Raw genomic sequence first — 12,255 nt, forward strand, 5'->3', positions numbered from 1 at the left:
ATTAGAGAGATAATCCTCAAATATAGCCAAGTAAAGCTATATCAGCAAAACCGATCTTAACAAACATCAATGTTTTTCATTTTTTGCAGCCGTATTTTTGTACTTATAAAATCAGAAAATATGGAATTAGGAATAGGAATGTTCGGAGATCTGGCTTTCGACCAGGCAACCGGAAAATATAGAGAGGCAGGAACCAAGATCCGTGAAATTCTGGATCAGGTGAAGCTGATGGATGAGGTGGGACTTGATGTTTTTGCTATGGGCGAGCATCACCGTCCGGATTATGCGGTTTCGTCTCCGGAAATGGTTCTGGCAGCCGCTGCCTCCATTACCAAAAATATAAAACTGGCAAGTGGTGTTACCGTATTAAGCTCTTCAGAACCGGTAAAGGTATACGAAGATTTTGCCACTCTTGATCTTATATCAGACGGAAGAGCCGAAATATTTGTAGGAAGGGGAAGCTTTATTGAATCCTTTCCGCTTTACGGCTATTCATTGAATGATTATGAAGAACTTTTTGATGAAAAGCTGGAACTGCTGATGAAGATCAATACCGAAGAAAATGTAACGTGGTCAGGAAAGCTTAGGGCTCCAATGCAAAACCAGACGGTTTATCCAAGAGCTAAAAATGGAGGTAAAATACCGGTCTGGAGGGCTGTGGGAGGAACTCCGCAATCTGTTTTAAGCGCAGCACAAATGGGAATGCCGCTCGTGGTAGCCATCATTGGAGGAATGCCGGCTCAGTTCAGAAACCTGATCGAATTCTACAAACAGGAATACAAAAAAGCAGGCCATGATGTTTCACAAATGCAGATCGCGGTTCATTCTCATACTTTCGTAAGCAATGATCCGGCAGTAGTAGACGGATACTTCCATAATTATAAATCCCAGATGGACAGGGTAGGGGCATCAAGAGGCTGGGCACCTTATACAAAAATGCAGTATGACGGCGGAAGAAGCCGTGAAGGCGCTCTGTTTATCGGAAGCCCCGCAGAAGTAGCCGATAAGATCGCCTATATGAAAGAACTCTTTGGAATTACAAGATTCATCGGGCATATGGACATTGGAGATCCTGCTCATGACATCACCCTGAAATCAATAGAATTGTTTGGGGATGAAGTAAAACCGGCTGTTCAAGACCTTTAATAATAATCCTCCGTTGATTTTCAGCGGAGGATTTTATATTGTAGCTGCTGCAGATGATCACACAGTGAAACCGGTTCCGGCAAGTGCTGTTTCTTAAAGACTTCAGACAGAGCGGAAAATCACCCGTATGATTTCTCCGATTGATACGGGTGAATTTTTTTGGACGCAATCCTGATCTTTTCTGATATTAAAATTTCCCACAGATTCCTGAGATAACACAGATTTTAATAGGTATTTTATTTTCTCGCAGATCCTGCAGATGACGCAGATTTTTTTGAGTTTAAAATAATCCGTTTACCCTTGCTGCGCAAAGTTTCCTGACCTCCTTGCTGCGCAAAGTCTCCTGACTTTGAGCAATAAAATAATTGTTTAAAAGTTTTTTTGATTTTAAAATTTAAAATAAGCTGTTACACAATTTCAATCAGGCTTCCGCGTTCTTCATCCCTGCTTATATTCAGGGCAGCAGGTATTTTTTCTTTCAGTTCTTCCACATGGGAAATAATCCCTACGATACGGTTCTCTTTCTGGAGACTCATCAGTGTTTCAAAAACAATATTCACCGATTCCGTATCCTGTGTACCGAAACCTTCATCAATAAAGAAAAAATTCTTATCCGCAGCAGCATTGGACTGTACGCTTTCTGCCAGTGCCAGTGCCAGGCTTAAAGAAACCTGAAAGGCCTGTCCCCCCGAAAGTGTTTTTACACTTCTGCTTCTTCCTTCATTGAGGTAATCGATAATCTCAAAATCATTGCTTTCATTCAGCTGCAGGCTCAGCTGGTTTCTTGTCATCCTGTGGAAACGGATGTTGGCATGATCGCACAGCTGTCTCAGGTAAATAGAGGATACATACTGTACAAAACCGGCTCCTTTGAAGAGATTCATCATCAGTTTCAGGTTTTCAGAACGTTTCTGAAGGCGCGACAGGTCTTTTAAAAGATCTTCTTTCTTTTTATATTCATTTTCGAGTCTTTCAATCTCGGCAGTAATTTTGATCACAGATTCACCGATTTGTTTTACTTCGTTCTGAACGGTATTGAATTCCTCTTCTGCTTTGGAAAACTGAGCTTCATCAAAAGAGAAATCTTTCAGTTTGATTTCGAGTTCACCAATCCCGTTTTTCAGGGTTTCAAATTCAATCCGGAATGCCTGAATGGCTGTTCTCACATGCTCCACATTGATTTCCTGTTCCAGGATAGGACGTATTTCATCCAGTGTCGTGAAATTCTGTTCCGCTAAAGTCTTTCTGATGACTTCCCGGTGTCCGGAAATCTCCAGAGTGAGTTGGGAGATCCGCTTTTCCAGCTGTTCAACCATTGTTTTTTGAGAAGCAAGCAAAGGCGACAGTTCTTTTTCCTGCCGGGTCAGTTTCTGGTAATTTTGTTCTGTTTCTGTATTGGAACGGGATAATTTCTGGTGAATCTCTTCAACTTCAGAGGTGGTCTTTTTCCTGTAATCATCCCAGTTCAGGATCTTCAGTGCGGAACGGCTGGTATTGATCTGTTCTTCTTTTTTGGCTTCTTCCAGTCTGAAACTTTCCAGCAGGCTTCTGTATTTTTCAGCATTTTTATTTTCCTTTTCCAGTGTTTCACGCTCCTTCAGTATATGCTGTTCAGCCAGTTCAATTTCCTTTTCAATCGCAAAAGAAGCGGTCCGTTTTTCTTCAAAATCTTTTTCATTATTGGGATTAAACTGAGCCCAGATGAAAGCTTTCAGATGATCTTCCATATCTTTTTGAAGCTGTTCTGCTTTTTTCAGTTCGGAAGCAAGCTGTTCTTCATAAATGGCTTTTCTTTCCAGAATTTTCTCGGCAGTGTTCTCTTTCTTTTGAAGTGCAGCGTTCTGCAGATCTATGAATTCCATTTTTTCCTGTATCTCCTGAATTCCTGAATTCACGTCATGAAACTCCACAATAGCCGGATGATCCAAAGAACCACAAAGCGGGCAGGCCTCTCCCGGATGAAGCTCATCAGCGAACCGTGAAAGCTCTTTCTGAACCTTTAAATGATCCAGTTTTTGAGATAATTCCTTTTTCTGCTTTTCAAAATCGTCATATAAAACTTTAAAGTCTTCCTTAAAATGTTCAATATTGATGTTGAGTGACTTCAATTCATCTACGGTAAGTTTAATTTCCTTTTGCCCTTTTTCAACTTTTACGGCCTGTTCCTCAATAAGTTTCTTCAGTCCTTTTTGATGAGTGAACCAGTTGCCGGTATTCAGGAGGAGTGCTGAATCGAGTTTTCTGGATTTCAGGGTCTCAGTATCTTTTACCTGTTTCTCAATATTGTTCCTGAGATTTTCTATATCCGTTTCCACTTCTTCCACCATTGTCTTTCCTTTGGCGGTTCTATCTTTAAGCGTGGTGATATCGGCGGAATACCCAAGCATCTGCAGGATCAGTAACAGATCATTTTCCTGTGTCTTAGACTGATCCAGCTGATCAAATTGAGGCTGTAAAGCAGTAAGCTGCTGTTTCACCGTATTGAAATCCGTTTCGGTCTGTACAGCAAGCTTTATCTGCTTCTCCTGTTCAGCTTTCTGTTCCGAAATTTCTTTAGCCAGTTTCTGATCCTCGGCCATCAGCGGACTGAACGTCCTGAAAACTTTATCATACAATTCAGCCTGTACTTCCTGTGCATCTATTTGCTGTTTCTGAGCAGATAATCCGCTGAACTTCTCTTTTTTCTGTTTTAGATTTTCAAAATCGATCTTTAAATTTTTAAGCTGCTGAAACCTTTCCGAGATCATTTGAAACCGGGTATCCGCTTCAATGAACTTTTTCTTTTCCTCTGCTAAACCTTCTTTGTGAAGCTTTATCTTCTCCTCATTGATCTCTTCAAAACCTTTAAGCCGGCCTTCCAGCTGGTCCAGTTCCGAATTGTTATGGGTATTCAGCGTTGCGGCATTATTGTAAAGATCATAACGGTGAAGATTGAAGATCTCCTTCATCATATTGGTCCGTTCCGTAGCTTTCAGTTCCAGGAATTCTTTAAACTGTCCCTGCGGAATAATAATCGTGCGTTTGAAATTGGCATAGTTCAAACCTACAATTGCTTCAATATCCGCATTTTCCATAGAAAGCCATTTTCCGTCGATATTCTGATAAATATCGGCAGAGTATGGGTTCACATCATCAAACCTTTTGGAATTTCTTCTGAAATCGCGGGTAACACGGAACAGTTTATTTTCATAATTCAGAAAATCAAACTCAATATAAAACCGGTTCGATTTTAAGTTCATCATGTTATAAGCCCTTTTATCATTGGTATTGAGACGCTCCGTCTTTCCGTAAAGGGCAAATGAAACGGCTTCCAGAATGGATGATTTTCCGGAACCCACAGATCCGAATATCCCGAATAATCCGGCATCGGTAAGATTTTTAAAATCGATGACCTGGCGTTCCTGATAAGAATAAAGGCCTTCAATGGTCAGCTGAACAGGGATCATAGGCTATGGATTTAAAATTTCGTTAAACAGGTTCATCAGTTCTTCATTGGCTTCCTGACCGCCATTTTTAGATTTAAAATAATCTTTGAAAAGGGTTTCTATATTCTGGCTTACATTCATTTCGTGAGGCTGGTTTTCGGCAGGGTTGAGGTTCTTTACTTTCGGGATCAGGTGAACAATACCGTTGTGAGACTGGTAAAGCAGCTTCCTTTCATCCGCAGTGATGAATGTTTCACTTTCCAGGGTAAGTTCAATGAAAGTATAAGGGTTTTCCTTCAGCCACTGAACTGTATCTTCAACAGAGCTGAATACTTTTCTTACCAGAGCTTTTCCGCTTTTCAGAGGTTTTTTTTCAACCGAAACATTTTTTCCCGGGAAAGCTTCAATCACAGAAACATATTTGGTTTGCCCTGCCTCACTGAAACTGTAACATAACGGTGAAGAGGAATAGATCACCGGTTTTTCGGCTGTTCCGATGTTTCTGAAACCATGCAGATGGCCTAATGCCGTATACTGGATCTGCTCCGGAATACAGTCGGAAAAAATCATATCTGCATTTCCGATTCTGATCGGTTTTTCTCCTTCCGGTTCTTCCAAAACAGGACCGTCTTTTTTATTCATATACAGATGGGCGGTCAGAAGATTGATGCCCGCATCATCGCAAAATTCTTCTGCCAGGGCGTTCCAGTGGTCAGAAAGTACTTTATTGATCTCTTCTTCTTTATTTTCCCCGAAATATTCTTTTAAACGGGCTTCATTGGCATAAGGCGTATGAAGAATTCTCACCGGAAAATCCAGATTTTTCATTTTCAGTTCTATAAATCCTTCCTTTGACCGGGTAATTTCAAAATGTTCTGTTTTAAAAGGAATGATGTGTGCTCTGGGATGGCCAATGAGAATAATTCCGCATTCCCGGGCCAGGGGATCAGGAGCATCGATCAGATTCGGGGAGTCATGATTTCCGGAGATCGCGATAACCGGACGGCTGCCGTTCCGGGAAAGGTGTTTCAGGGTTTTATAGAACAGCTCAACCGCTTCTACGCCCGGATTGAAATTATCAAAAAGATCGCCGGCCACAAGGATCATATCGGCATTTTCTTCATCAGCCCGATCAGAGATCTCTTGCATCACCAGAACCTGCTCTTCCATACGGGAGAAGCGGTCCAGGCGTTTTCCTAAATGCCAGTCGGCAGTGTGCAGAATTTTCATACTTCAAAGGTAAGGACAAAATCGCGATACGGGATTCCGGATTTCCGTATCAACATATAATAATTTAATTTTGTAAAAAAATAAACAATGCAGCAGCCCTCAAAAGATCCTTTACACGGGAAAAGACTTGATGCCATCCTGGAAGAACTGGTAGATTACTACGAAGGCTTTGAAAAGCTGGGAGAGCAGATCAATATCAAATGTTTTACCGATAATCCCAGCATCAGTTCCTCTTTGAAATTTCTCAGAAAAACACCCTGGGCAAGAACAAAAGTGGAAAGCCTGTACCTCTTTGTACTGAGACAGAAGAAAAGAGACGAAAAAGGAAAATAAGATGCTGCCTGAAGATTTTTCTTTGAATTCTTTTCCCCGAACAATCATTTCAAAAACAGTATATTTGCATCATTAATCGTGAAAGAACTCACGACAAAAAAGAAAAGTATGACAATTGAAAAAAATCACGTTGTAGCTGTAAAATACATCCTTCACACTATTGAAGAAGATGGAAGTAAAGTTCTTGCAGAAGAAACAACAACAGAAAATCCACTTACATTTTTGTATGGTGTGGGAATGATGATTCCAAAATTTGAAGAAAATATCCTGGGATTGAAAGCGGGAGATAAAGCAGCTTTTGTGATTCAGCCGGAAGAAGCTTATGGTGACAGACAGCCTGACGCTATCGTGCAGTTGCCAATCGATATGTTTAAAGAATCAGGAACTCCGCCTATCGGGGCAATTTTACCTTTGGCAGATAACCAGGGAAACAATTTCCAGGCGTTTGTGGTAGAAGTTACTCCTGAAGCCGTAGTAGCAGATCTTAACCATCCTATGGCGGGTAAAGTGCTGGATTTCGAAGTGGAAATTTTAAATACCCGTCCTGCAACGGAAGAAGAGCTGTCTCATGGTCATGCTCATGGGGTTGACGGAACTGAAGGTCACTAAAAAAACAGAAATGTCCGGTGGTTTTGCCGGATGTTTTTTTAATTAAAAAGCATCAACCGCGGTATTTACTGCGGTTGATCTGTTTAAAAGCTTTTATCGGTAAGTTCAATTTTCAGGTATTCTGTTGTATGATCCGGATCTGAAATGTTGGTATTCACATGATTGGCCTTCACATAAAGTATATTGGACGTTATCCAGATCAGGGATTGGGGATCGTTCACCTTGAAATTGGTAAAATTGATGTACAGCAGGTTTTCAAATCCGTCTGTTTCCGGATTATACCGGGTCAGGGTAAAATCTGAGCCCACATCATTGTTTGAACTCATGCAGGCAATAAGTTTCTGTGTCGTGCTGATTGCGGGATAACCCAGAAAAACGGTTCCGTCATCCTGTTTGGAAGAGCGGTAGGCGGTATAATACCTGTCATTGTTATAGCTGTTCGTTCCCAGAAAGAATTCTCTTTGGGTAACCGGTGAGAAACCGATGTACCGGTTGGAGTATTCCGCTTCTTCATCCACTTCCTTTTTACTGATCTTCAAAAAATTCAGACTCCAGGTTTTTCCGTTAAAATGAACTTCCGGATTGGCAGATATTTTTTCATTCAGACTTTTGCTCTTTGCCTGGACGTAGGCCGCCCCGTCAATCATACTTACCACAGCATAGGTTTTTGACGTTTTGGTGTTAAAATCATCAGTTCCTTTTACAGTAGAGCTCCGGATTTGGTTCAGATCACTTCCTTCCACCGAAAGTTGGGAGTCTTTGGTAAATTCTTTTTTAGAAACGTAGGCTGTGATCGTTTTGTTCGGCTGATAGGCTATGGTATAATGAATTTCAAAAAAATCATTCAGATCTTTGAACCCGTAATAATGATTCAGCTTATCATTTTTGATCTTTAAAACTTTGGCATCAGCTTTCGGTTCTGTATAAAAAGAAACAGAATCTGTTTTGGTATAGACTATAAAAGGGACATCACTGATGTTTTCCACCTGTTGGGTTTCTTTAAAATCGCTGATTTCCGCCTTATGATTAAAAACAGTCTGCTGAACAGAATCTTTTTTCACATCTGCCGGTGGTGATGCGGCTTCTTTTTTGCAGCTCATCATCAGAGTGATCAGGCATATCCCCGGGAGTATCTTCTTCATAATATTTTGTGTAGTAATGGTTATTATTCAGCATCATATTCTGTGACATCAATAAAGGTGAGATACCACTGCGCATTTATTTTCGTAAGGATACATCTGAATCCGTTCACAGGAGCATTTTCTTTAGAGTTTTCAGCAAGCGTCACGAAAACCGTATTCTTCGGATCGGCATTGATCTTAAAAATTCCCTGATCCTTTACCGAATACAGCTCCGGAAAGATATCGGCATATTGATTCACAATACTGGAGTTGAATTCTGCGGATAAACCTTCTTTTTTCCACTTTCTGTTTTTGCTGTCATATTCCGGAGCCCGGCCGAACTGTAATGGAAACTGGTTGCGGATATTCCACGATTTCTGGATATATCCTAAAGACATACCGAAATCCACTTCTTCATTCAGGACAAATCCCAGATCACCTGCACTCTTAAAAAGAATTCCTACGCCATAATCTTTATTCACGTATTTATTCATAAGGTCTGCATTTTTGGTCTGAAATCCTTTCAGGATATCAGTAACGATAGCAGACACCTGTTTTTGGTCTTCACTGCTCTGTGCCTTTAAAAAGCTGAAACTGCAGATCAGTATCAGCGTCATGTAAATCATCTTCTTCATATCTTGTTAACTTAAAAATTCACCTGAGACATAATACCAGCGTTCATGCATTTTCTGAAATACAGAAAACTCGTGATGAATCTGCTGCTGTCCGTCCTGATCCGTATAATAGGCTTTAAACTCCACATGATTTAACGCCGGAGTTCGGATAATTTCCAGCTTTGTCCATTCATTGATCTCTCCCCATTCCTGAAGGTCTTTTTTGTTATGATGCTTCCGTTTTCCGGGAAGTGTGGTTTCCATCAGATAATCCCCATTGGGAATAGCAAATGCGGAAAACCGGGAGCGCATCAGGGCTTCCGCAGTAGGAGCATGCTGTTCTCCTTTATGGTAAGGGCTGCAGCATTCTTCATATGATTTTCCTGAACAGCAGGGACAGTCCATAATGTTGTATTTTATTTGTTGAAGGGCAAAAATAATGAATATTGGGGGATAATTCCTTTATAATAAGCTTTCGTTTTGTATTCCGGCAGCTGAAGATTCTGGAAAAATCTGTTTGAAGGTAAAAAGTAAGAGTTCCGGACTGACTATTCTGCTTTGATTTGGTGTTTTATTTTATTGCCACTGATGCACGAATTATGCGTGACTGGAAAAAAGAAAATATTTGTTTTTATACTGTTTTTAGAATAAAAAAGAAGCACTCCGAAGAATGCTTCCTGTTGATTATTTAATGAAACCTCTGTTTCTTAATAAAGGCTTAATGTCCGGATCATGTCCTGTGAAATCTCTGAACGCCTGGTTCAGGTCTACGGAGTTTCCTACGGAAAGGATGTATTTTCTGAAGCGGTCACCGTTTTCTCTGGTCAGTCCTCCGTTATTTTTAATCCATTCCCATGCATCATTATCAAGGGTTTCAGACCATAAATAGGCATAATACCCTGCAGAATAACCACCGCCCCAGATGTGGGCAAAATAAGGAGTATGGTATCTTGGCGGAACAGTTGCCAGTGTAAATCCGTGGTTTTTCAAAGACTGTTTTTCAAAATCTAAAACCGGGATCAGCTGGCTTTCGCCGGTTACTGTATGCCAGTCCATATCCAGAGCTGCGGCAGAAACAAGCTCTGTCGTCATATATCCCTGATTAAAGGTGGCTGCTTTTTTAATTTTATCTACCAACGCCTGAGGAATAGGCTGCTTGGTTTCATAGTGAATCGCATAATTTTTTAGAACCACAGGATCTAAGGCCCAGTGCTCATTGATCTGAGAAGGGAATTCCACAAAATCCCTCGGTACATTGGTTCCTGATAAAGATGGGTATTTCTGGCTTGCGAACATACCGTGGATAGAATGCCCGAATTCGTGGAACATGGTGGATACATCATCATAACTGATCAGAGAAGGTTTTCCCGGAGCCGGCTTCTGGTAGTTGTAGCAGTTGACAATCACCGGTTTTGTTCCTAAAAGATAAGACTGTTCAACGAAATTACTCATCCATGCTCCTCCGTTTTTAGAATCTCTGGTATAGAAATCCAGGTAATAGATGGCAATGGACTTTCCATCATGGTCAAAAACCTCGTAAGTAACTACATCAGGGTGATATACGGGAAGATCTGTTCTCTTTTTAAATGTAAGGCCGTAGAATTTTTCAGCAGCATAGAAAACTCCTTTTTCCAGAACGGTGGTTACTTCAAAATAAGGCTTGATCTGATTTTCATCAAGATCATATTTCGCTTTTCTTACCTGCTCGGCATAGAAATTCCAGTCCCAGGGCTCTACCTTGAATCCTCCTTTCTGCTGGTCTATCAGATCCTGAATATCTTTAGCTTCACGTTTTGCCGTTTCCACAGCGGGAGCGGCAATCTGATTCATCAGTTTGATCGCAGCTTCCGGAGTTTTGGCCATCTGATCCTGAAGTTTCCAGTCTGCAAAGCTTTTCTTGCCTAAAGTCTGCGCTTTTTTCAGCCTTAGCGCAGCCAGCTTTTCAATGGTTTCTCTGGTATCATTTCCATCACCCTTCTCTGCTCTCTGCCATGATGCTTTGAACAGCTTTTCTCTGGAAGCCCTGTTTTTCATATTCTGAAGAAGAGGCTGCTGGGTAGTATTCTGAAGAGCCAGAAGGTATTTTCCGGGCTGGCCGGCTGTTTTTGCATCCGCTGCTGCCGCTGCAATCTCATCAGCAGAAAGTCCGTCCAGTTCTTTGGCGTCGGAGAAGAATACTCCTCCCTGCTTTCTTGCTTCCAGTAATTTATTGGCATATTGTGTAGAAAGGGAAGCCAGTTCCTGATTAATCTGCTTTAGCTTTTCTTTGTCTGCGGCAGAAAGATTGGCACCTGCGATTTCAAAATTCTGTTTATAATACTGTACAAGCCTTTTCCCTTCAGCATCCAGACCATCTTCTCTGATGGATTTAATTCTTTTGTACAGGTTTTCGTTCAGGTACATTTTATCAGAATGTGCCGCGAATATAGGCGCATATTCTTCATCTAAAGCCTGAAGGGTAGGGTTGGTATTGGCACCGGTAAGGTTGGAAAATACGATAACCGCTCTTTTCAGTACCTCACCGCTTTTTTCAAGGGCAACAATTGTATTTTCAAAAGTAGGGGCTTCCGGATTGTTGGCAATTTTCATGATTTCAGCATCCTGCTGCTTTAATCCGAAATCAAAAGCCGGTTTGAAGTGCTCGTTTTTAATTTTATTGAATTCCGGAGCTTCGTACTGAAGCTTACTTTTCTTCATAAAAGGATTGGAAGATAAGGACGGATCGGTAACAGGAATCTCCTGTTGGGTATCGGTTTTTTTCATTGTAGTACAAGATTGGTTAAATGCCAGAGCAGAAATTAACAATACCGATGAAATATTTTTCATAAATTAGTTGTTATTAAAGTATAAAGATATTAAAAACTTAATTTATAAAAGCAGTAAACATGAAATCAAGGACTCTTTTTATTCTATCAGCCTTCGTGCTGTTGGTCTCATGCAATGAAAGACATGAGAAAAAAAACAGGGAAAATAAAGGCTGGGTAGATAAAGTGATCAGTAAAGAAAGCGGGCCGATTAAACAGAAGGAATTTAACGGTGATTTTGACGAAATTGAAGTTTCGCAGGCGATAGATGCCGAAATCATTAAATCGGAAACTGAAAGAGTCGTTATTTCCGCCCCCGAAAACATCATCAATGAGGTTCTTGTGGATAATAATGGGGGAAAACTGCATATCCATTATAAGCCGGGAATCAGGGTGATGAATACCAATAATGTGACGGCGAAGATTTATACTAAAGATTTTACAAAACTTAATGCCAATTCCGCAGCGAAAATTACAGTAAAAGATAAATTCACCCAGGATAAAACCAGTGTCGAGGTATCAAGCGCTGCAAGTATTTCCGGGGATCTTGAAGCGAATGATTTTGATATTACCACAGACAGCAGCAGTAATTTCAGCGGAAAGATCTGGGCGGTGGATCTTGATATCGAAGCTTCTTCAGGAGCGAGTATTGATATTTCCGGGAAAACTAAAAATGCAGAGGTCAGTTCTTCATCAGGAAGCAGTGTTTCTGCGGCAGGAGTTGTGGCAGATCATGTAAAAGCTGAGGCTTCCAGTGGAGCGAGTGTACAAATGAGTGCTGTTTCCAGTGTAAAAGCTGAGGCTTCTTCCGGCGGAAGTGTTGATATTTCGAAAAAAGGTCCGCTTCAAAGCATAACCAAAGAAGAAAGCAGCGGCGGAAGCGTAAGTATTCAATAAAAATTACTGCATTACAGATCAGGTTTCGGGGGGCGGGGGGCGGCGGATCCTTGGTTTATTTTTTTATTTTTATTTA

The 12,255-nt window shown here is 40.9% G+C and carries 10 protein-coding genes; 4 read left to right on the forward strand and 6 right to left on the reverse strand.

Going from position 1 to position 12,255, the window contains the following annotated elements; translation table 11 throughout:
- Nucleotides 1–120 precede the first annotated feature (120 nt).
- Nucleotides 121–1,146 (forward strand): LLM class flavin-dependent oxidoreductase, encoded by a 1,026-nt coding sequence (locus AC106S_RS07300; RefSeq protein ID WP_482438440.1) that lies wholly within the window; start codon nt 121–123, stop codon nt 1,144–1,146.
- Nucleotides 1,147–1,553: 407 nt separating this feature from the next.
- Here the strand turns inward: AC106S_RS07300 and AC106S_RS07305 are convergent, their stop codons facing one another.
- On the reverse strand, nt 1,554–4,592 hold the full coding sequence (locus AC106S_RS07305; RefSeq protein WP_482438441.1) for an SbcC/MukB-like Walker B domain-containing protein: 3,039 nt from the start codon (nt 4,590–4,592) through the stop codon (nt 1,554–1,556).
- Nucleotides 4,593–4,595: 3 nt separating this feature from the next.
- Nucleotides 4,596–5,801: a metallophosphoesterase family protein gene (locus AC106S_RS07310; protein ID WP_482438442.1), complete on the reverse strand. Its 1,206-nt coding sequence runs from the start codon at nt 5,799–5,801 to the stop codon at nt 4,596–4,598.
- A gap of 87 nt (nt 5,802–5,888) precedes the next feature.
- Between AC106S_RS07310 and AC106S_RS07315 the strand changes: the two genes are divergently transcribed.
- Together AC106S_RS07315 and AC106S_RS07320 are read left to right on the forward strand one after the other, a co-directional pair.
- Nucleotides 5,889–6,134, forward strand: a complete 246-nt coding sequence (locus AC106S_RS07315; RefSeq protein ID WP_482438443.1) for a VF530 family protein — start codon at nt 5,889–5,891, stop codon at nt 6,132–6,134.
- A 108-nt stretch (nt 6,135–6,242) separates the two neighbouring features.
- Nucleotides 6,243–6,743: an FKBP-type peptidyl-prolyl cis-trans isomerase gene (locus AC106S_RS07320; RefSeq protein WP_482438444.1), complete on the forward strand. Its 501-nt coding sequence runs from the start codon at nt 6,243–6,245 to the stop codon at nt 6,741–6,743.
- Between the two features lie 83 nt (nt 6,744–6,826).
- Here the strand turns inward: AC106S_RS07320 and AC106S_RS07325 are convergent, their stop codons facing one another.
- The 4 genes from AC106S_RS07325 to AC106S_RS07340 all read right to left on the reverse strand — a co-directional run bounded on the left by AC106S_RS07325 (nt 6,827) and on the right by AC106S_RS07340 (nt 11,304).
- Nucleotides 6,827–7,885 (reverse strand): hypothetical protein, encoded by a 1,059-nt coding sequence (locus tag AC106S_RS07325; protein ID WP_482438445.1) that lies wholly within the window; start codon nt 7,883–7,885, stop codon nt 6,827–6,829.
- 23 nt (nt 7,886–7,908) lie between these two features.
- On the reverse strand, nt 7,909–8,499 hold the full coding sequence (locus AC106S_RS07330) for a hypothetical protein (RefSeq protein WP_482438446.1): 591 nt from the start codon (nt 8,497–8,499) through the stop codon (nt 7,909–7,911).
- 6 nt (nt 8,500–8,505) lie between these two features.
- Nucleotides 8,506–8,883, reverse strand: a complete 378-nt coding sequence (locus AC106S_RS07335) for a YchJ family protein (RefSeq protein WP_482438447.1) — start codon at nt 8,881–8,883, stop codon at nt 8,506–8,508.
- Nucleotides 8,884–9,162: 279 nt separating this feature from the next.
- A complete protein-coding gene (locus AC106S_RS07340; RefSeq protein WP_482438448.1) occupies nt 9,163–11,304 on the reverse strand; it encodes a M3 family metallopeptidase in 2,142 nt (713 codons plus the stop codon).
- A 59-nt stretch (nt 11,305–11,363) separates the two neighbouring features.
- On the opposite strand from AC106S_RS07340, the gene AC106S_RS07345 reads away from it, so the two are divergent.
- Nucleotides 11,364–12,179, forward strand: a complete 816-nt coding sequence (locus tag AC106S_RS07345) for a head GIN domain-containing protein (RefSeq protein WP_482438449.1) — start codon at nt 11,364–11,366, stop codon at nt 12,177–12,179.
- Nucleotides 12,180–12,255 lie beyond the last annotated feature (76 nt).

The sequence above is a fragment of the Chryseobacterium sp. FR054 genome (assembly GCF_056844565.1).

Coding starts and splice junctions, on each gene's coding strand:
- AC106S_RS07300 (WP_482438440.1), top strand. CDS start 121: ATGGAATTAGGAATAGGAATGTTCGGAGATCTGGCTTTCGACCAGGCA.
- AC106S_RS07305 (WP_482438441.1), bottom strand. CDS start 4,592: ATGATCCCTGTTCAGCTGACCATTGAAGGCCTTTATTCTTATCAGGAA.
- AC106S_RS07310 (WP_482438442.1), bottom strand. CDS start 5,801: ATGAAAATTCTGCACACTGCCGACTGGCATTTAGGAAAACGCCTGGAC.
- AC106S_RS07315 (WP_482438443.1), top strand. CDS start 5,889: ATGCAGCAGCCCTCAAAAGATCCTTTACACGGGAAAAGACTTGATGCC.
- AC106S_RS07320 (WP_482438444.1), top strand. CDS start 6,243: ATGACAATTGAAAAAAATCACGTTGTAGCTGTAAAATACATCCTTCAC.
- AC106S_RS07325 (WP_482438445.1), bottom strand. CDS start 7,885: ATGAAGAAGATACTCCCGGGGATATGCCTGATCACTCTGATGATGAGC.
- AC106S_RS07330 (WP_482438446.1), bottom strand. CDS start 8,499: ATGAAGAAGATGATTTACATGACGCTGATACTGATCTGCAGTTTCAGC.
- AC106S_RS07335 (WP_482438447.1), bottom strand. CDS start 8,883: ATGGACTGTCCCTGCTGTTCAGGAAAATCATATGAAGAATGCTGCAGC.
- AC106S_RS07340 (WP_482438448.1), bottom strand. CDS start 11,304: ATGAAAAATATTTCATCGGTATTGTTAATTTCTGCTCTGGCATTTAAC.
- AC106S_RS07345 (WP_482438449.1), top strand. CDS start 11,364: ATGAAATCAAGGACTCTTTTTATTCTATCAGCCTTCGTGCTGTTGGTC.